General features: G+C 60.0%; 19 protein-coding genes and 1 pseudogene. 10 read left to right on the top strand and 10 right to left on the bottom strand.

What is annotated here, in order from left to right:
• Positions 1-90: 90 nt before the first annotated feature.
• From LB526_RS01605 to LB526_RS01595, 3 genes and pseudogenes are all read right to left on the bottom strand, one after another.
• Positions 91-626: pseudogene (locus LB526_RS01605) on the bottom strand (enolase C-terminal domain-like protein); the annotation flags it as partial.
• A gap of 171 nt (positions 627-797) precedes the next feature.
• Entirely contained in the window at positions 798-1,466 is a 669-nt protein-coding gene (locus tag LB526_RS01600) for a DUF1236 domain-containing protein (RefSeq protein ID WP_224625926.1), read from the bottom strand.
• Between the two features lie 281 nt (positions 1,467-1,747).
• Positions 1,748-2,083, bottom strand: coding sequence for a hypothetical protein (locus LB526_RS01595; protein ID WP_224625815.1), 336 nt, complete (start codon positions 2,081-2,083; stop codon positions 1,748-1,750).
• A gap of 207 nt (positions 2,084-2,290) precedes the next feature.
• Between LB526_RS01595 and LB526_RS01590 the strand changes: the two genes are divergently transcribed.
• Both LB526_RS01590 and LB526_RS01585 read left to right on the top strand, forming a co-directional pair.
• On the top strand, positions 2,291-2,485 hold the full coding sequence (locus LB526_RS01590; protein ID WP_095813132.1) for a hypothetical protein: 195 nt from the start codon (positions 2,291-2,293) through the stop codon (positions 2,483-2,485).
• A 213-nt stretch (positions 2,486-2,698) separates the two neighbouring features.
• Positions 2,699-4,216, top strand: coding sequence for a PAS domain S-box protein (locus tag LB526_RS01585; RefSeq protein ID WP_224523302.1), 1,518 nt, complete (start codon positions 2,699-2,701; stop codon positions 4,214-4,216).
• A 15-nt stretch (positions 4,217-4,231) separates the two neighbouring features.
• Here LB526_RS01585 and LB526_RS01580 read toward each other — a convergent pair whose 3' ends face one another.
• Positions 4,232-4,870, bottom strand: coding sequence for a hypothetical protein (locus tag LB526_RS01580; RefSeq protein ID WP_224523301.1), 639 nt, complete (start codon positions 4,868-4,870; stop codon positions 4,232-4,234).
• A 184-nt stretch (positions 4,871-5,054) separates the two neighbouring features.
• Between LB526_RS01580 and LB526_RS01575 the strand changes: the two genes are divergently transcribed.
• The 5 genes from LB526_RS01575 to LB526_RS01555 all read left to right on the top strand — a co-directional run bounded on the left by LB526_RS01575 (position 5,055) and on the right by LB526_RS01555 (position 8,238).
• A complete protein-coding gene (locus LB526_RS01575; RefSeq protein WP_224523298.1) occupies positions 5,055-5,618 on the top strand; it encodes a DUF1003 domain-containing protein in 564 nt (187 codons plus the stop codon).
• Between the two features lie 70 nt (positions 5,619-5,688).
• A complete protein-coding gene (locus LB526_RS01570; RefSeq protein WP_224600509.1) occupies positions 5,689-6,054 on the top strand; it encodes a VOC family protein in 366 nt (121 codons plus the stop codon).
• Between the two features lie 29 nt (positions 6,055-6,083).
• Complete coding sequence (gene xth, locus LB526_RS01565; protein ID WP_224523297.1) at positions 6,084-6,854, top strand: exodeoxyribonuclease III; 771 nt, start codon at positions 6,084-6,086, stop codon at positions 6,852-6,854.
• Positions 6,855-7,016: 162 nt separating this feature from the next.
• A complete protein-coding gene (locus LB526_RS01560) occupies positions 7,017-7,403 on the top strand; it encodes a hypothetical protein (protein ID WP_224543041.1) in 387 nt (128 codons plus the stop codon).
• 547 nt (positions 7,404-7,950) lie between these two features.
• Complete coding sequence (locus LB526_RS01555; RefSeq protein ID WP_095768510.1) at positions 7,951-8,238, top strand: hypothetical protein; 288 nt, start codon at positions 7,951-7,953, stop codon at positions 8,236-8,238.
• A 91-nt stretch (positions 8,239-8,329) separates the two neighbouring features.
• Here the strand turns inward: LB526_RS01555 and LB526_RS01550 are convergent, their stop codons facing one another.
• Positions 8,330-8,788: a hypothetical protein gene (locus LB526_RS01550; protein ID WP_224625814.1), complete on the bottom strand. Its 459-nt coding sequence runs from the start codon at positions 8,786-8,788 to the stop codon at positions 8,330-8,332.
• Between the two features lie 42 nt (positions 8,789-8,830).
• On the bottom strand, positions 8,831-9,052 hold the full coding sequence (locus LB526_RS01545) for a hypothetical protein (RefSeq protein ID WP_095768511.1): 222 nt from the start codon (positions 9,050-9,052) through the stop codon (positions 8,831-8,833).
• A 674-nt stretch (positions 9,053-9,726) separates the two neighbouring features.
• Between LB526_RS01545 and LB526_RS01540 the strand changes: the two genes are divergently transcribed.
• From LB526_RS01540 to LB526_RS01530, 3 genes are all read left to right on the top strand, one after another.
• Entirely contained in the window at positions 9,727-12,429 is a 2,703-nt protein-coding gene (locus tag LB526_RS01540; RefSeq protein WP_224625813.1) for a PAS domain S-box protein, read from the top strand.
• A complete protein-coding gene (locus tag LB526_RS01535) occupies positions 12,404-12,901 on the top strand; it encodes a response regulator (RefSeq protein WP_224543039.1) in 498 nt (165 codons plus the stop codon). Before LB526_RS01540 ends, LB526_RS01535 begins: the two co-directional genes overlap by 26 nt.
• Before the next feature lie 125 nt (positions 12,902-13,026).
• Positions 13,027-13,371: a hypothetical protein gene (locus tag LB526_RS01530; RefSeq protein WP_224523281.1), complete on the top strand. Its 345-nt coding sequence runs from the start codon at positions 13,027-13,029 to the stop codon at positions 13,369-13,371.
• A gap of 224 nt (positions 13,372-13,595) precedes the next feature.
• On the opposite strand, the gene LB526_RS01525 is transcribed toward LB526_RS01530, so the two are convergent.
• The 4 genes from LB526_RS01525 to LB526_RS01510 form a co-directional block, all read right to left on the bottom strand.
• Positions 13,596-14,558: a manganese catalase family protein gene (locus LB526_RS01525; protein WP_095768513.1), complete on the bottom strand. Its 963-nt coding sequence runs from the start codon at positions 14,556-14,558 to the stop codon at positions 13,596-13,598.
• Positions 14,559-14,757: 199 nt separating this feature from the next.
• On the bottom strand, positions 14,758-15,726 hold the full coding sequence (locus tag LB526_RS01520; protein ID WP_224625812.1) for an ABC transporter permease: 969 nt from the start codon (positions 15,724-15,726) through the stop codon (positions 14,758-14,760).
• 4 nt (positions 15,727-15,730) lie between these two features.
• A complete protein-coding gene (locus tag LB526_RS01515) occupies positions 15,731-16,735 on the bottom strand; it encodes an ABC transporter permease (RefSeq protein WP_224625811.1) in 1,005 nt (334 codons plus the stop codon).
• The gene (locus LB526_RS01510; protein ID WP_224625810.1) at positions 16,732-18,285 is read right to left on the bottom strand and encodes a sugar ABC transporter ATP-binding protein; all 1,554 of its coding nucleotides are present in this window, start codon (positions 18,283-18,285) and stop codon (positions 16,732-16,734) included. Before LB526_RS01510 ends, LB526_RS01515 begins: the two co-directional genes overlap by 4 nt.
• Between the last annotated feature and the right edge of the window lie 30 nt (positions 18,286-18,315).

Genomic DNA, 18,315 nt, shown 5'->3' with positions numbered 1-18,315 from the left:
CCAATAGAATGCTGCCGACCAACAGGCGGGGGAGCTTCGCGTTGAGGAGCTCGATTGCCTCTCCCGGTGGCGACCTCTTCCGTCGACGGTCGCTTCAGTCGAGCTGCAGGCATGCGCCAGCGCGATCGGCCCGAGCGGACAGTGCGGCGCCACAGCCACGTCATAGGCTTCGGCCATCGCCGCGATCTTGCGGCATTTGGTGATGCCGCCGGCGTGCGACAGATCCGGCCGACACCGCTTCCTCGAACACCGACTTGAAGTCCCACCCGCTGTAGAGCCGTTCGCCAAGCGCGATCGGCGTCGAGCCGAGCGCGGCGATCTCCTTCAGCGCCTCGCGGTTTTCGCTGAGCACCGGCTCTTCGATGAACATCAGCCGGTATGCCTCCAGCTCCTTGACCAGGATGCGGCATCGGCCCGTGCACGCGGCCGTGGAAATCGACGGCCACGCCGATATTCGGCCCGACCGCCTCGCGCACCATGGCGACGCGCTCTATAGCCGTGTCTATCTTGTCGTGGCTGTCGACGATCTGCAGTTCCTAGGTGCCGTTCATCTTGAGCGCCTGGAAGCCGTGCGCCGCCATATTCCTAGCGCCGGCCGCCACTTCCGCCGGCCGGTCGCCGCCGATGTCTCGGCGGCATTGCGTGAACGACGCAGCCAGCCCATGCTAACGCCGGAGATGTTCACCATAAATCGACGGTGTCGTTGTTCGCGGTCGTGTGTTGCAGTCAACAGCCCGCCTCGGCTTGACCGCCGTGCAACCCGCCCGGCGGTCGGTATTCATTGCCGATTGGCACTTTCAGCGTTCCACATACACGATGCGGCGCGTCGACGGCTCAACCAGCACCGGCCGATTGTTCACATAGACATACCGGTACCGGTAGTTCGGGATCTTCTGCAGGGCTACCGTCTCAGGCAGCGTCGCGCCGGTCGCAACCTTGCCTTGAAGGTAAACAGGCTTGACCCGATGCTCACTGATGTAGGTGCGCACCTGTTCGGGGGGAGTGATTACCGTGCCAGCCGCACCGCCGCCCACGATCCCCGCCGCGCCGCCCACAGCAGCGCCGACCGGACCTCCGATGATGGCGCCGGCGATCGCTCCGGTAGCGCCGCCGGCGACGGCTCCCGCATTAGCCTGCTCGCGAGGAGCTTTCACCACCGCGATGCCGGAATTGGCTGGCCGCTCGGTCAAGACGACCCGATTGCCGCCGAATTCCGCCGTGACGTAATCGGAATAGACCCAGCCCTGACCACCAGCTTCGGCGATGGTGCACCATTTCGAGTTTTGCAGACAGCCGTTCAATGTGGCCGTCTGGCCCGCCCGCAGCACGCCGATGACCGGATATTGCGAGCCTGGACCGGCGCGAACGTTAAGGTTTGTAGCGGCAGATACGGGAGTGTCGGCAAAAGCTGCGCCAGACAAGGCGACAAGCGCGCCTGTCACAACAGGTAACAAAAGCCTTCTCATCATTCTCTCTCCGTTTCATGGTTCCCTTCAGAGCCAAAACGAGGAAGAGCCATGTGCGTTCCGCTGGCAGGATCGCGGAACGGCTAGATACCAAATGTCACCATCGGGTCGCTTTGCTGCTCCCGCTTGAGTCGAGATATGGTCGGGTTGCCATCATCGGAGCGGCCGATCTTGCCGCACACCCTGCGCGGTCGGTCCTGGAGTCGCTGAGGTCTGATCGGTGGGACAGCCATCGTTGCGGGAGAAGCCGGACAGGTCTTGAAATGTCGGCATTACTGACGCTACCGGCTCGCGCCAGCCGATGCCATGCGGAAGGGCATGAAGCGACCCGCCACGCAATGGGTTCGGCCGGGTTTAATAGGGCGAATGAAACACATGCGCGGCGAAGCTGTAGGTACGCGATAGCGTTGGACAACAGCCACGCTGCGTTGCCCGTCGCCTTCGATATGCGTGTTGTTGCTGTTCGGATTAAACGGATCGACCGTTTGCAAAAGCGAATTGGTGTTGTTTGCGTCGCCTGACGCTAACGTCATCGTATCGTAATTGTTCAAATTGTCGGCAGCACAGCCTGACAACAGGACCGCATTCGCGGCGGGAAAATACAATCGCAAATCCATGAGGTATCCCCCGGCACCGGCTGGCATAATGCTCAATTTCTATTTTGTTGTCGAATCCCGCTAAGGCGGCTTGCCATTTGCATCAGGCTAAGCAACGTTGGCAGCGGGTTTGAGATTTTGGGGGGGACTATAAAGCGGTTTGCTTTAACCGTTGCTACGATCGTTTGCGTTGCAGGCTGCGCTACACCACCGGACAAAATAGCAGGCGTGCCCAATGCTGGCCCCTGCACGCAAGCCGACAAAGAGCGCCTGGCGGTTCTGACAAACCAGCAGAACAAGGCGGCTACGGGTGACGCGCTTGGCGTCTTCCTCATTGGCGTGCCGGTCTCATCAATGTCCGGCGGCGACCATGAGACCGAGATCGCCGTGCTGAAAGGACGCTGCGGGCCGCCGAAGACGTGACAGGCTGAGTCGCAGTCAGTGTAAAGCCGCACGGACAACGACTGACGGTCCTAATCAACGTCATGCCCCAAGTCCCTATTGCGAAACTGCGCAAGGCGCATATTCTTTGGCATGGGGTCTTGATCGAGCAGTCCAAGGACCTGGACCCTGGACGCGGTGCTATTTGGTCGAGGATGGCCGAACTTTCAATAGAGCCATCCGTGGGACAGAGCCATGCAGCACGGAGCCGTGAGTGATCCGGGCATGGGCCGAGGCCAGCTTGAGGCGGCCGACGGCGATATTGTCCGCGAGCAGGCCGTCCTCTTTCGTCTCACCGACCGACTTTACCGTGCCAACGGCCTTGGCGAGATCTACGATGCGGCGCTGGATGCCATATGCGACGCCCTCGGTTCGTCACGCGCCTCGATCCTGAGATTTGACAGCCACGGCGTCATGAGCTTCGTCGCCTGGCGCTCACTCTCTAATGAATACCGCGAGGCAGTTAACGGTCACACGCCGTGGACGCGCGGGGAGCACGATGCCGAGCCTATCTTTGTCGAGGATATTCGTCTCAGCGGTGAATCTCAGCAGATCATCGACACGGTCCTTGGCGAGGGAATCGAAGCGCTGGCTTTCATCCCGCTTGCCACCTCCCGCGAGCTCATCGGCAAGTTCATGGTCTACTATCCGGCACGCCATCGCTTCGGGGATCGTGAACGCGAACTTGCGTTGACCATTGCCCGTCAGCTCGGGTTTGCGATCGAACGGGAGCGGGCGGAAACCAGTGCGATGCGACTGAGCGCGCTCGTCGAATCCTCGGATGATGCAATCATCGCGACCGATTTGGATGGCATCGTCACGGACTGGAACAGCGGCGCTGAGCGTCTCTACGGCTACGGCCGCAAGGAAATGGTCGGACGTCCGCTCATGTTGCTGATACCGCCCGATCGGCAGATCGAGGAGCGGCAGATCCTGGTGCGCATTCGCAATGGAGAGCATGTCGAGCACTTCGAGACCGTTCGCCTGCGCAAGGATGGCAGCAGCATTCCCATCTCTTTGACCGCTTCCCCCATCGCGGATGCGTCTGGCGCAATTGTCGGTGTCTCCAAGATCGGCCGTGACATTTCCGAGCGGCTGCGGGCGCAGGAGCAGCAGGAGTTGCTGCTTCGCGAGATGGACCACCGCGTGAAGAACCTCTTTACCATCGCAAGGACCATCGTCAATTTGAGCGCGCCAGCTGCTGAAACTCCGGCCGCGCTCGCCTCCACCGTTTCTGACCGCCTCGGCGCCCTCGCGCGGGCCCATGCGCTGACGATGCTCCCCTCGACTGGCCCGTCTGTTCATGGCGCGACGAGCCTACATGCATTGATCGCCGCAATCCTCGCGCCATACCGGCATGGAACTGACGAGCAGCCCCGCTTCGCGATCAGTGGCATCGATCTGCCGGTGCCTCCAGCGATGATCACGCCGCTTTCTCTCCTGCTACACGAATTCGCCACAAACGCTGCCAAACATGGCAGCCTCTCGGCGCCCGCCGGCTCGATCGAGATCGCTTGCTCCAATAGAGACGGTAAGGTGAGTGTCCAGTGGAGAGAGGTAGGAGGACCACCTCCGGTCGCAACCGAAGACGAAGGCTTCGGAAGCCGCCTGATCCGCGCCGCCGCGAATGAGCTCGGCGGAGTCGTGCGAGATTGGGACCCCGCCGGAATTGTCCTTGAGATCACGATCGATAGTGAAAGATTCTCGGTCTGATGCCCGAGCCGCTTGTCAGCGCAGCAGCCCGTCGCTCTCAAAATCCTCCCATCCGCGCAGTTTGGCCTCCGAGTTTTCGTCTCGGCCATTCCTGGCTGAATGGGCAACCTCGCGGCCCTTCTTTTGCGCACGCTTGACTGCCGCCTTGGCGGCAGCGCGTCGCCGGTTCTCGGTGCGGGTGGCGTCGTCTTCTTCGCGCCAGACGGTGACCAGATCGCAATCGAGCACATCCTCGATGTGGCGCGGGTCGAAGACGTGGAAGGTGATCTTTCTGGCGCGGCCGCGAAGCTTGACCGTTCTGGTCCCCGAGCTCTGCAACCGACCATCCTTCAGCCAGCGGTGCCGCTCGCCCGACGAGATCGTCAGGATGTCCTCGACTTCGCGAGGGATGACCGGAAGGTCCTCGATGTCGCGCATGGCTTTGGACACGATAGCCGCTGCCGCTTGCACATCGGCATCGACGCCCTCCGGCAGGCGCAAGGTGAGCACGCGGGATTCGATGTGAAGCAGCTTTCTCAGGGGCGCGGGAAGGCGCGCGCGGATCTCGAGGAAAATGCCCCTGGCCCGCATGGACGATCCCAGAGTCGCCGCCGGTGAAAGCGGCCACTCAGCCATTAATTTGGCGGTCGGTTCGGTTTTTCGGCGCCCGGGCATGTCCCATAAATAGGCCGGGCTGGGCCTGGCACAACGCCGGTGCAAGAGGCAACCCGGTGTGACGCGGCGCCACCGATCTTGGACAGAGGATTCTTCCAAATATCCGCCATCTGAGAACCCTCAACGGAGCGAATTGTCGATCGGCGAGTTAGGCTGGCTAGACGGAAGAGACTGGATTGGACGGATGGCAGCATCGAAAAGCAACGGTCACTTCACGCCAACCAAGGCGGCGCCGGAAGGCCTTGCCCCTGCCCTGGCGCGAAACATTGAGGCGCTGATCGAGAGGCGTAAACGAGAAGCCACGGCCGCATCGCTGGAGGAGCGCGCGGCCGCAGCGATAAGCGGCTTCGCAGGAAGCATGGTCTTCGTCTACTTGCACATTGTCTTCTTCGGGATCTGGATCGCCCTCAATCTCGGCATCCTGAGCTTTGTCAGACCCTGGGACCCATCACTGGTCATCTTGGCTATGTTCGCCTCGGTCGAGGCCATCTTTCTCTCGACCTTCGTGCTGATCAATCAGAACCGAATGAGTGCGGAGGACAATTCCAGGGCAGACCTCGATCTGCAGGTCAGTCTGCTGAACGAGCACGAAACCACCAAGCTTATCAAGCTGGTGGAGGAGATTGCCAAGCGTCTGAACATAGATACCGATGCGGATCACGAGCTCAAGGAACTCAAGCGCGATGTGGCGCCGGAGGCGGTTCTGGACAAGATTGAAGAGGTGGATGACCGTCGGACGCCCAAGTGACAGCTCGCCAATAGAAGCGGCAGTTTGAAACTGAGGCGCTACCAGGTTGGGTCAATCAGAGGATAGGAGCATGTTCGACCACATCGGCTTCAACGTCGGGAATTTAGAAAAATCGCTCGCCTTTTACAAAGCAGTGCTCGCTCCTCTCGATCTTGGCGTGCTCGAATCCGGAGAGGGCTGGGCAATGTTGGGTGGCCATGCCGGTCGTCTCTGGATAGGGGCATTCGGACCTCCTCCTGCACCTATCCACATAGCGTTCCGAGCCGGCTCCCGCGCTATGGTGCACTCGTTCTACAAGGCAGGCCGCGCCGCCGGAGGTCGCGACAATGGCGCGCCTGGCATTCGCGCCCAATACGCACCGGATTATTATGCAGCTTTTGTGCTCGACCCGGACGGCCACAATGTCGAAGCCGTAGCCTTCGCCGCAGATGTCTGAAGCAGCGCACTCCACGTAAGGAAAACATTGTGACGCGGATCGCGACCTTCAACGTCAACGGTGTCAACGGCCGGCTGCCGGTGCTCCTGAAGTGGCTGGCCGAGACTGACTATGACGTGGTCTGTCTTCAGGAACTGAAAACGTCCGACGAGAAATTTCCCATCGAAGCAATACGGGACGCCGGTTTCGGCGCGATCTGGCACGGCCAGAAATCCTACAACGGAGTGGCGGTGCTGGCGCGAGGGAGGGATCCGGTCGAACGTCGCCGGGGCTTGCCTGGCGATCCCGACGACACGCACAGCCGATATCTAGAGGCTGAAATCGACGGCCTGGTCGTCGGTTGCATCTACCTCCCGAACGGCAATCCGGCGCCGGGCCCCAAATTCGATTATAAGCTGCGCTGGTTCGAGCGTCTTGTCGACTACAGCAAATCGCTCTTGGGCGAGCGCACGGTGCTTTGTGGTGACTTCAACGTCGTCCCGACTGAGATCGATGCCGTAGTACCTCGCCGCTGGTTGGGTGACGCCGTCTTCTTCCCGGAAAGCAGGAAAGCCTATGCCCGCATGCTGGGCCTGGGTTGGGTGGATGCGATGCGTCGGATCCACCCGGGCAAGGGCATCTACACCTATTGGAATTTTTCGTATCGCGGCGGCTACGATCGAAGCTCCGGCCTGCGAATGGATCATCTGCTTGTAAGCCCGTCCCCTGCGGAGAGCATTCTGGCCGCAGGTGTCGACGTCGAGACCCGTGGATGGGAAAAGCCGAGCGATCACGCACCCGCCTGGATCGACCTCGGTTAAGACAGTTTGCTTGACCGCTCAAAAGACAAGGTGCTTGCGCTTTCGTCCGGTCTTTCTCGGATAGGCCTTCATGTCAACCGCGTTCCAGACGCCCCTCGCGGGTGGCGGGCTCAGCGCACCTTCACAAGCGGAACCTAATGTTCGCCTGCCGCTTATGCCGGAATGAGCACCAGAGGCATCAACTTCCTCGATAAATGGATGGCAGAGCACCTGCCGAACGCCATGACAGATGATCCCATGGCCGTCAGTGATCTCGCCGATGAGATGATGAAAGGGGCAGAGCGAGAAGGCATTCCGGCCAGCGAAATCCACGAGGAAGTTGATAGTGTGTTCGGGGTGATCTTCGAGGCGATGCATCATCGGGAAGGCAGCTTGCCCGAGGCTGAGAAAGCCGTGTTGGATCAGTTAGCGGCACGGCTGGCCAGGGAGGCCGGCATCTCAGATGACCAAGCTGGCGAACTGCTTAAGCGCATCGGCACGGACTGGGACTCGCTCCTTAACGAAGCGCATTTTCTGAAGGAGCTTGAAGGCAGGCTAGAGCAGGAATAAATACCTCTTCGGTGCGGTGACCCCTGCGCGAAGCACCAAATCGTCTGGACGGACGATCGGGGAACAGGGTGCGAAAATCCTCTACCTTTTCCAACAGCGTCTGTTGACCTCGACCTGCTTCGGACGAACTTGAAAAGGCAGGCTAGCCCCGGCTTGGTTCAGGCAGGCGGGTTCGCCGGTTCGTGAGGCCCCCGGGTCAGACGGCCCAACGGAAGTCCAAACGGGGCTCCATTTTTCCGAGTGGTAAGCGCCTCATATCGAACTTCTTGACCGCGTCGCTTTCGCTAGAAGCGGACAATCAAAGCGTAGAATCGGCAGCTGGATCGGCCAGCACAAGCGGTCTATGACAAAGACCAGCACGCCGTAGATAGACGACAAGCTAACTTTCACCAGCCGCGCCTGTGCCCTGTTGCTAGAAGTTCAAATTTGACCTTTCATGATCATGATTTGTCTAGAGTCTTTCCCATAGATTTTATAGCGTCTGCGCTATGAGTTTCGGCAGTTGTGAATCGCCGCCGGCTTACTATGCCGACGATAGGAGAACGCAATGACCCGCACTCACGTTGAACGTCTTGGAGAGTTCAGGGAAATCCTGGTCGCGACTCGACGCGAAGGCGTCCGTAATGTGCACCATACGCGCGACGCAATGCGGGCAAGTGGCTTTCAGATCGGGGATAGCGAAGGCTCCAGCTATGGTGCTCAGCTGAAAGCGCTCCAAGAAGAAATTGAGGCAGTTGATCGCGCCATCGAAGACGAGAAGCGGCTGGCCTTGGCTCTCGAAGGACGAACTCAATCCCGCCGCCCGACCAAGCCAAGGATCGTGAAGGCAACATAGAGTTAGCGCAATCGTTGGAGCTGGTTCGCGGCCCAACTCGGCTACTCTAAAAATTATGCTGATATTTGCCCCTCGACCAGGCTTTACACCGTCAGCGAGTATTCCGCATCGTTGCTGAGATCTCGCCATAGGGCGTGAGCCCGCCCACCGACATAGCCTTGGCGCACGCCTTGCTACCCCAGCCGAACGCCTGCGCATCCTCCTCGGCGACGCCGCCGTCGACCATTAGCTGCTTGAGCCCAGCTGGCGTCCAGCGGTAGTAGTCATGCTGGCGCGCATGCACGTAGAACGGGAAGGTGTGGCCACCAGCGTCCAGCCGCGGCTTGCTCATGACGTGGATGTTCGCTTCGGCCGCTTGCGGGCCCTGCACATGTTCCAGCGCGCTGACGGTCGGTTCGGCAAAAGGGCCGAGAGCCATGACCGTGAGCCTTGCGGACAAGTCGCGGCTTATCGAAAATCCGCGGCATGCGCCCGTTCTGATCAATCTGGCAAAGGCGTGGACGATGGCGAAGCCCGCGCCGACAGCAACCCCGTAATGGAGGCTTACCATGGCGCGGGCTCTCCGCTTCTGAACCCGGGATACCTGAAACTGTCAGTTCAGCGTCGGTTCGCCCATCGTCTCGGCAAGAAAGGACGCGGCGATCAAATCGTCCGCGTCGATGCGTAAGGAGCCTTCGCCGCGCCCCATGATGGCCGCGACCTTCTGGAAGGTCTTGATCTCATGCTCGGTGATCCTGGCGTCCCGCATCCTGGTTCTCAGATCGGCGACACGCATCCCGAGCGACCGGGATGTTCCGATTTCTCTATTCGACATTGGTCAGTCCTCCTCCCCCCGCTCGTGTCTGTTTCGCCGCCGCCCGAATTCGCAGCCTGCCCACAGTGAGGAGCATCAGCATGCAAGCTCGTGAGAATCTTCTGATATTATGAATTAATGATGAACTCGCGCGACTGTAGTTCAGCCCTGGATCGACCATCGTGATCACCGCGCCGCGCTCGGAGTATTCGAACGTGTCCAGAATCTTGTGAATGACGAAATCAGCTACATTGGGCGCCGAGCCGGCGTGATCTTCCCTCCATCCCGAAATCAGCGCGTCATCCCTTGGCAGCAGTCGTGTGCCTATTAAGTCTCCGACAACTGCACGACCGTTAAATATGTAGCGACTTGTATTAGCGTCCAGAATTATTAACGCTCCGCAGCATCGGTTGCGTCCTTGGAGCGGGCAGCCTCTCGGCAGAAGCCAGGCCGGGAACCGGATCTTTGACTGGCTGCTTTCCAAATGGGGTCTGGTCAGGTCGCGGTGTCGTGCAAGCGAGCGGCAAACGACTAGAAAATAGCGGCGTCATCGAGTTGCCGGATTTGTGGGCCCAGCACCGGCGAACGCCTTCCAGCATCAACCCTTGCGGCTACTGGCCAGGTGAATTGCCCAGCGCGTTGGAACCTCTTGCGAAACCGGGTGTTAAGCTGGGTTCAGGGGAATTCAACCTTTCATGGAACGACGAGTCTTGCCCTCCAGCATTTCTGGCGCGAAATCCCTGGCCCATGGCGAGCAGGTCGAAGGGCCCCGTGCGGTCCTGCTCCTCGGCAACGAGATGGAAGATTTCTTCGAGAATGCAGCCGTGGCTCTCCACCTGGTGGCCAATGACGGCACCATTTTGCGCGCCAATCGAGCCGAACTGGACTTGCTCGGCTATTCCGCGGAGGAATACGTCGGCCGCAATATCCGGGAATTTCACGCCGATGCCGCCGCAATCGACGACATTTTGAACCGCCTTTCTCGGCATGAGCAGCTTCAACACTATCGCGCGAGGTTGCGCGCCAAGGACGGCTCCATCCGTTGGGTGGAGATAACATCAAATGTTCGTTCGGCTGGTGGTCGGTTCCTCAACACGCGCTGCGTCACCCTCGACGTAACTAACAAGGTCGAAGCGGAAGAGTTGTTGCGCGAACAGGAGCAGAGACTTGCCCTGACCTATCACAGCGCTGGTGTGGGAATCGTGGAAGCTGACGCCGAAGGCCGGCTGCTGCGGGTGAACGGACATTTGTGCCGTCTTTTGGGCTGTACGCAGGAGGACCTTGTTGGCCGATCTATTTTCGATCGGACCTTTCCTTCCGACGTCGAGGCGGATCGCACGAAATATCGCCGACAGGTCGCCGGCGAGATCAAAAGCTACACGATCGAGAAGCGGTTCGTCCGCAAGGACGGGTCGCTTTTCTGGGCTGTCGTAACCTCTTCCAGCGTTTACGACGGCATCGGGCGGTTTCACTACGCAGTACGGGTGCAGCACGATATCACCGAGCGCAAAGAGATCGAGGCGACACTCGCGCAAAGGGCCGAGGAGCAGGCTGCGCTGCATCAATTGACGGAAATGCTGCAGCACGCCCATACCCGCGAAGACGTCTACGAGGCTGCGCTCGATGCGATCCAGCGCGGGCTAAGATGTCAGCGCGCTTCTATTCTGCTTTTGGAATGCGGAGTCATGAAGTTTGCCGCCTGGCGGGGCTTGTCGAACGCGTATCGAAGCGCCGTGGAAGGCCATTCGCCCTGGTCCGCGGCAGATCACGATCCGCAGCCAATTTGCTTGCGCGATGTGGAACAGGCCGAGCTCCCCAGCAACTTAAGAGACGCAATCCGAACAGAAGGCATCGGCGCGGTCTGTTTCATTCCGATAATCGAAGGCGGGCGTCTGCTGGGCAAGTTCATGGCCTATTTCGACGAGCCGCACGAATGCTCGGCAGAAGAGATTGAAGTCGCCCGGACAATCGCGCGCCAGCTCGGGTTCGGCATTGAACGTGTCAGAGCACAGAATGCGACCCGGCGACTGGCGGCAATCGTGGAATCGTCCCACGACGCCATCGTAAGCAAGGATCTCAACGGCATCGTCTCGACTTGGAACCGCGGCGCCGAGCGCCTCTTCGGCTATACGGCCGCGGAGATGGTAGGCAAGCCCATCACCACCATCATTCCTGAGGATCGGCAGCACGAGGAGCCGCTGATATTAGGCCGCATCCGCAACGGCGAACTCGTGGATCATTTCGAAACGGTTCGCCGCCGCAAAGACGGAACGCTGATAGATATCTCTCTCACAATATCGCCGGTGCGGGATGCCTCAGGCCGTATCGTCGGAGCTTCCAAAATCGCCCGAGACATAACTGACAAAAGGATAGCGGAAGCGAAGATACAAGACAGCGAGCGCCAGCTTAAAGACCTGCTCGCTGCCATTCCTGCCGCGATCTACACCACCGATCGCGACGGCAAGATCACCTATTTCAATGAAGCGGCGATGCAACTCGCCGGCCGAACGCCCGTGATTGGCACCGACGAATGGTGCGTGACATGGAAGCTCTACTGGCCGGACGGAACACCGCTTCCCCACGATCAATGTCCCATGGCCATCTCGCTGCGCGAAGGGCGGCCCGTCCGAGGATATGAAGCAGTGGCCGAGCGGCCGGATGGAACCCGGGTTCCATTCATTCCCTATCCGACCCCGATACGCGATGCCGCTGGAAACATCACCGGCGCCATAAATATGCTGGTCGATGTGAGCGAGCGTAAGCAGGCCGAAACCCAGCAACGGATCTTGCTCGACGAGCTCAATCATCGCGTGAAGAACAACATGATGATGCTGAAGTCCCTGCTTTCGGTTGCGGCGAGGACCAGCAAGAGTTCAGAGGCCCGCACCGTTCTGGATGAGGCCAGCAAGCGGGTGGCCGCCATGGCTGCCGCTCAGCGAGTCCTCTATGACACGCCCGACGCCATCAACTTCGGTGCCGGACCTTTCTTGGGAGCTGTTTGCGAGACCGCAAGACAGATGTTCCCCCCGGCTGTTCAGTTGTTCTGCGAGGCAGATCCGATCCAACTGCCAAACGACATTGCGATGCCGCTGGCGCTCACTATCAACGAGCTTTTGACCAATGCCGTGAAGTACGGCTTGCCGGGAAATGGGCCTGGAACCATCCGTGTTTCCATCAGACAGAACGGCCGAGCCATTAGCCTTGTGGTCGAGGATGAGGGCCCGGGCTTCGAACTGAGTTCGGTGCGCTCGTCGTCGTCAGGCCTGCGACTTGTCGAAGGCCTAGTGCGACAGATCGGCGGGACTTTTGAAGTTAGCCGGCACCCGTCCAGATGCACCGTGACCTTTTGTCTGATGCCCCAGGAGATTGGCCTTGCGACCGAAAGCAGCGATACCTGAGTTGAGCCGTGCGGGGGATATTAATCGATCGTTCGGGCCGCAGGTCGTCTTCTCCCGAGATGATGTGAGCGGAGGACACGCTGAAACCACTCTGAACCAGTCGATCTTGGTCGTCGAAGACGACTACCTGATCGCGCTGGATATAGAGGCCGGACTGCTGGCCGAAGGCTTCTCGCTAGCGGGCGTCGCGACCAGCGCCGATGAGGCGATAAGTATGGCGCTCTCGACCAAGCCGGTGATTGCCCTGATGGATATCCGCTTGCTTGGCAAGCGGGACGGCATCGACGCGGCCGTGGAATTGTACCGCGAGCTTGGCATACGATGTATCTTTACGACGGCGCACGGTGATCGCGACTTGAGGCTTCGAGCCGAGGCGGCCAGACCGCTGGGCTGGGTGCAGAAACCCTATTCTATAGCGACGCTAGTCGCAGCCATTCGAGATGCCTTTCAGGAGCTCAAGAAGGAGAGCTGAACGCGCGGGGAGGGCCAATTAAGCAGTTGGATCCGCCGAGCGCGCCACATCAGTGCTTGATTTTGGGTGCCAAGGTGCTCTGCTCTCTTCGCCTTGAGGCAGGTTCATCTCGGTCGCGGCCTTGCTTGTACATGATCACGGCTTTTAACGTTTTGGGGGCTGTCGCGCCCCATCTTCGGAAGATCTGCAAGGCCGTCCGGATATATCGTGACCCTGCCTTCCTCGACATGCGTGACAGCGCCCATGCGCTCGATCTGGTGGGAGCAGGATATGGAAGGGCCGGCGAACGCTGCGGGATTGCCTCCGCTCCGGATGATTCTCGACACCAACAACAGGTTGATGTACGAGCCGCTGCTGGGGAGATCGAGCCATCGCGCGCCGAATTCGCCGGGCGCATGATCGGGGCCTTTGCACGCGTGGCCGCAATCTGTTGGCTGATGATCACACGGTCCGCAATCGAGCTGTTCTGAAGGGTTCGCGAACCCTGCGCAACCGAAACGCAACGACAACGTCTGGCGACCAACGCTGACTAACGTCTCGCACCCAAGGTGCTCGAAACATCAAGCGAAAAGTGCAGACAGGTGCGGGAGACGATTCCGCCTCTCCGCTCTTGCAGGCTCGTCTACCCGTCAGGACGGTGACGGGTAGACGAAACCGAGCCTCGTCAGGTCGGCAGGTTCAATCAGCCCGAATCTTATTTTTTCTTGCGAGCGGCGGCTTCGGCGCGCACAGGCGCCTCGTTGATATTGGCCGCGCCGCCCATGTCGCCATTCTTGGTTCGTCCGGCCCCCGGCCCGGCGCCTATATCCGCGCCTGTGGTCGGATCGGAGGAGGGATCCGAAAGCGTCCGCTCTCCCATTTTTGTAACCACTTTCATGTCTTTGGCCGCCAGCTTGACTGTTGCTGTCCCATCGCCATCGTCCGCTGGCATGACTTCCTCAAGATCGTCCACGCGGTCCCATTCGTCTCCCGAATTCCATGGCCCATTCGTGTCCCCTTCACCCTGCGACGTGTTGACGTACATGCTCGCATATTTCTCAATGCCGGGGAGCTTGCCCGTCGGAAAGTTGTTCTCGATCGCGTAGAGTGCTTTCTCGAAAGATTTTTGATGCGCGATTTCGCGCGTCATGAGGAATCCGAGGGCGTCTTTGACGCCGGGATCTTCGGTGATGTTGATCAGTCGCTCATAGACGATCTTGGCACGCGCCTCGGCGGCAATGTTAGATCGCAGATCGACGGTAGGCTCGCCGCGGGAATCGACATAGGCGGCAGTCCACGGGACTCCGGCCGAGTCGCACAACGCAGGTGCGCCGCCAAATAAGATGGACTCTTTGGCTGTCGTGCCGCTTGCGCCGACCATCAAGTACAGTTCGGCTTCTTTCATCTGCCCTTCGGCCAGCTGCGCCTTCAGGCCTTTGTTGAGCATGGTGACGATCGAGCCGACGACCTCGAGATGGCTGAGCTCCTCGGTCGCTATGTCGAGCAACATGTCCTTTCGGCCGACATCGTCTTCGCCTAGCCCTTGGGTGAAATAGCGCATTGCGGCGGCAAGCTCCCCATCGGCGCCGCCGAACTGCTCCATGATCATGCACGCCAGCCTCGGATTCGGCTCGGAAACACGAACGGTGTATTGCAGTCGTTTATTGTGCATGAACATGAGGCTTCCTCCAAGGGTTGGCGTTCCGTAACCTCCCAACACCTGGAATGTTCCTGCGTTTAAGACAGAATGACTTAAAACGTGCGTTTTCTGAATCCGCGGAGCCGCGTTGACGTCGCGTGCTCACCCGGATCCGACTTTGCACGAGAATTCCTGCAAGCTAACCTTTTGCAATACTTGAGTGGGAGGACCGAGACGATCAGAGCGCGTTGAGGCGCCGACGTGTCAGTCGGGCCTGAAGGAGAACTACCACCAGGAGGAACAGTCCTCGGATCACTGATTGCCAGTAGGCCGAAAGCGAGATCCATCCCATCCCGTTCTCGAAATTCAGAACATTGAAAAGGATGCCGAGCAGGAGCACGCCGGCGAGCGTGGTCACAACCGAACCCGAGCCGCCGGTGAGCAGCGTCCCGCCGACCACAACGGCTGCGATGGCGAACAATTCCCACCCCACTCCTTCAATGGGCTGTCCCGCCCCAAACTGCGATGCCAGGATAACGCCGGCGAGCCCTGCGAGTCCCCCGCTCGCGACATAGACCAAAAACTTCACACGATCGGTCCGCAGGCCCATGAGACGCGAAGCATCCTCGCCGCCGCCAATTGCCAGCACCGCCCGTCCTGTGCCGGTGTAATTCAAGACAAGGGAACCAATGAGATATGCCACGACGGCGATAGCCGTCGGGATCGGAAACGTCCAGAAATTGCCTTGGCCGATGGCAGTGAAGCCCGATTCATAGGAGACCGAAACGGTCTGGTTGCCCGCAAGCAGGAGGGCCGAGCCGCTGGCGGCCTGCATCGTGGCGAGAGTGGCTATGAACGGCATCAGATTGGCGCGTGTGACAAGGGTCGCATTGATGAGCCCGGCGGCCAGCCCAGCGCCTATACCCGCCGCGAGACCAGGAACGATTCCATAAGGGCTTGCCAATGCCGAAGCCACGCTGCCCAAGGCAGCGACGGAGCCCACGGAAAGATCGATTCCCCCTGTCATGATGACGAAGCACATACCAAGCGCCACCAGCGCGAACATGGAATTGTAACGCAGGAGAGTCATGACGTTGTAGAAGCTGAGGAACCGATCATAGCGCAGGAAACCGAATAGAATGAGCGCAGCGAGGGCGATCAATACGCCGTAGGTGCCAATAATGCGGACGAGGCGGGCACGATTCATAAGACTACCCGCGGTGCTGCTGCTGCAGCCACACGGCGAGCGCGATGATCCCTGCCTTGACCACCAGGGCAGCGGCGTCAGGCACCCCGTTCGCCAGAAGGGTGTAGCGCACCAGTTGAATGGTAAGCGCCCCCAGCAGGCTACCGACGATGGTGGCCTTGCCGCCGCTGAGCAGGGTCCCGCCCACGGCAACAGCCGCGATGGCATCGAGCTCCATACCAAGGCCAACCAGGTTGGCGTCGCTGGAGGAGTTGATTGCAATCACGATAAGCCCGGCCAGCCCGGCGCAAAGACCGCTAATGCCATAGACCGCAATCTTTACCTTGGAGACGGCAATCCCAGCTAGTTCGGAAGCCTTTTCATTACCGCCGACCGCCAATATGCGTCGCCCGAACAGCGTTTTTTTCAACGCCCATGCAGCTGACGCGACAATGACAGCCATGATGATGACTTGCGCCGGGATGTCCAATGGTCGAGCAAGGCCGATCCATTGAAATTCAGGTACGCGGAAGGTTTGCAGGTTCCCGTTGGTCATCACCTGAGCGATGCCGCGGCCGGCGATGAACAGAACCAGTGTCGCGACAATCGGCTGGATGCGGAACCGGGCGACCAACCAGCCATTGAAGAGCCCCAACAGCCCGGCCACCAATACCGAGACGATCATCGCGGCAGCCACGGCCAGGTGGATGCTTCCGATCGGAAGGATCTTGCCCATGAAGATCATCGGTGCCAGCGCACCCGAAATCGCCATCAGCGATCCGACGGAGAGATCGATGCCGCCCGTGGCTATGACCAGCGTCATCCCGACGGCTACGATGACGATCGTGCAGACCTGGGTGAGGTTGACGTTCAGCGTCTGCATTGTCGCGAAATTGCGTGTGAAGGCGAGGTTGAACGCAACCAGCAAGACAAGTGCGATCAAGGTACCGTAGCGTGACAGAAAGCCGAAGAGGTCGAAGCTCCGCGCGACGGCATCCCGCTCCGCATATGACCTCGGCAGCTCGGTCATGTCGTGGCCCCCGAGGAAGCGCTTGTCCCGTGCGCCATCGCGGTCAGCACTTTTTCTTCGTTAGCGGCTTCAGCTTCCAACTCGGTCACGCTGACGCCATCGCGCAGAACGAATATGCGATCCGCACCTTCGATCACTTCCTCCAGCTCTGACGAGATCATGAGCACACCGAGGCCCTGATCTGCAAGTCTCCGGATCAGACGCTGGATCTCGCCCTTGGCACCCACATCGATTCCCCTTGTCGGCTCGTCGAGTATGAGTAGCTTCGGATTCATCGCCAGCCAGCGGGCAAGCAGCACTTTCTGCTGGTTCCCACCCGAAAGCTCCCGCACCTTCTGATTGGGTCCGGAGCATTTAATGCCGAGCTCGCGGATGAACCGCTCGACGATTTCGCGCTGGCGCGAGTCGTCCAGCACGCCGTTGCGGCTGATTTTCGGAAGCAAGGCAAGGGTGAGGTTTTCTGCGACCGTCATCTCCGGCACGATACCTTCGCCCTTGCGGTCCTCGGTGCAGAAGCCCATGCCGGCGGCGATCGCGTCGGCGGGACGGTCGGGGTGGTACGCGGCACCCTCCATCGTCATCTGGCCGGAGCTTGGCCGATCGGCACCGAACACGAGCCGTGCAGTTTCGGTGCGACCCGCGCCGAGGAGGCCCGCAAACCCCGCGATCTCGCCGCGCCGGAGATCGAAGCTCACATTGCGGACAGCCTGCCCGGCCCCAAGCCCTCGGGCCGAAAACATCACATCCCCGATTCTAGAGCGGTCGCGCTCGCCGAAGGCTGTGGCGTGACCCTCGACAGCCGCGACATCGCGGCCAAGCATAGCTGCAACAAGTTCCAGCTTGCCGATCTCTTTCATCGCGGCGGTGCGCACGGTGCGGCCGTCGCGCATGATCGTGACCTGGTCGCAGACCTCATACAACTCGTCGAGCTTGTGGCTTACAAAAATGACGGACACCCCTTCAGCCTTCAACTGATGAATGACGCTGAACAGCACTCCCACTTCGCGTTCGTCGAGGGACGAGGTCGGTTCGTCCATAATGACAAGGCGAGCGGAGAACCCTATAGCCCGGGCGATCGCCACCATCTGCTGTGTTGCAGTGTTGAACTCGCCAAGCGGACGGCGAACATCGATGCCAATTGCGAAGCGGCTCAGCAGGCGCTCGGCTTCCGCGTGCATGGCATTCCAGTCGAGCAGACCGTAACGGCGCTGTTCCCGACCCAGGCAAATGTTCTCCGTCACTGACCGTAGCGGGACCAGATTGATCTCCTGATAGATCGTGCTGATGCCGTTGACTTGTGCCTGGTGGGGCGAGTGGACCTCAAAGGGCTCGCCTTCGAACAGCACTTGCCCGGCATCCTTGCGGTAGTATCCGGTCAAGACCTTGATCAGCGTTGATTTGCCCGCGCCGTTCTGGCCTATCAGGGCATGGACCTCGCCTGAGCGCACGGAAAGCGATGCATCCGCCAGCGCCGGTATGCCGGCGAAACGCTTTTGGATGTCGCGCATGTCGAGAAGCAGCGTGGAAGGTCCGTCCGGCGGCCGCGTCATCAGCAAAGCTCCGAAAAAGCCTCCCCGCCG

The organism is Mesorhizobium sp. CA6, assembly GCF_020165035.1.
In the GTDB taxonomy this organism is placed as follows: domain Bacteria; phylum Pseudomonadota; class Alphaproteobacteria; order Rhizobiales; family Rhizobiaceae; genus Mesorhizobium.
The sequence above is the reverse complement of the archived record's forward strand: the minus strand, read 5'-3'. Positions and strand labels throughout refer to the sequence as shown.

Bases quoted from the DNA above. Each gene is read 5' to 3' on its own strand.
- LB526_RS01510 (WP_224625810.1), bottom strand. From the start codon at position 18,285: ATGACGCGGCCGCCGGACGGACCTTCCACGCTGCTTCTCGACATGCGC.
- LB526_RS01550 (WP_224625814.1), bottom strand. From the start codon at position 8,788: ATGGTAAGCCTCCATTACGGGGTTGCTGTCGGCGCGGGCTTCGCCATC.
- LB526_RS01570 (WP_224600509.1), top strand. From the start codon at position 5,689: ATGTTCGACCACATCGGCTTCAACGTCGGGAATTTAGAAAAATCGCTC.
- LB526_RS01560 (WP_224543041.1), top strand. From the start codon at position 7,017: ATGAGCACCAGAGGCATCAACTTCCTCGATAAATGGATGGCAGAGCAC.
- LB526_RS01525 (WP_095768513.1), bottom strand. From the start codon at position 14,558: ATGTTCATGCACAATAAACGACTGCAATACACCGTTCGTGTTTCCGAG.
- LB526_RS01540 (WP_224625813.1), top strand. From the start codon at position 9,727: ATGGAACGACGAGTCTTGCCCTCCAGCATTTCTGGCGCGAAATCCCTG.
- LB526_RS01580 (WP_224523301.1), bottom strand. From the start codon at position 4,870: ATGCCCGGGCGCCGAAAAACCGAACCGACCGCCAAATTAATGGCTGAG.
- LB526_RS01585 (WP_224523302.1), top strand. From the start codon at position 2,699: ATGCAGCACGGAGCCGTGAGTGATCCGGGCATGGGCCGAGGCCAGCTT.
- LB526_RS01600 (WP_224625926.1), bottom strand. From the start codon at position 1,466: ATGAGAAGGCTTTTGTTACCTGTTGTGACAGGCGCGCTTGTCGCCTTG.
- LB526_RS01595 (WP_224625815.1), bottom strand. From the start codon at position 2,083: ATGGATTTGCGATTGTATTTTCCCGCCGCGAATGCGGTCCTGTTGTCA.
- LB526_RS01515 (WP_224625811.1), bottom strand. From the start codon at position 16,735: ATGACCGAGCTGCCGAGGTCATATGCGGAGCGGGATGCCGTCGCGCGG.
- LB526_RS01520 (WP_224625812.1), bottom strand. From the start codon at position 15,726: ATGAATCGTGCCCGCCTCGTCCGCATTATTGGCACCTACGGCGTATTG.
- LB526_RS01555 (WP_095768510.1), top strand. From the start codon at position 7,951: ATGACCCGCACTCACGTTGAACGTCTTGGAGAGTTCAGGGAAATCCTG.
- LB526_RS01575 (WP_224523298.1), top strand. From the start codon at position 5,055: ATGGCAGCATCGAAAAGCAACGGTCACTTCACGCCAACCAAGGCGGCG.
- LB526_RS01545 (WP_095768511.1), bottom strand. From the start codon at position 9,052: ATGTCGAATAGAGAAATCGGAACATCCCGGTCGCTCGGGATGCGTGTC.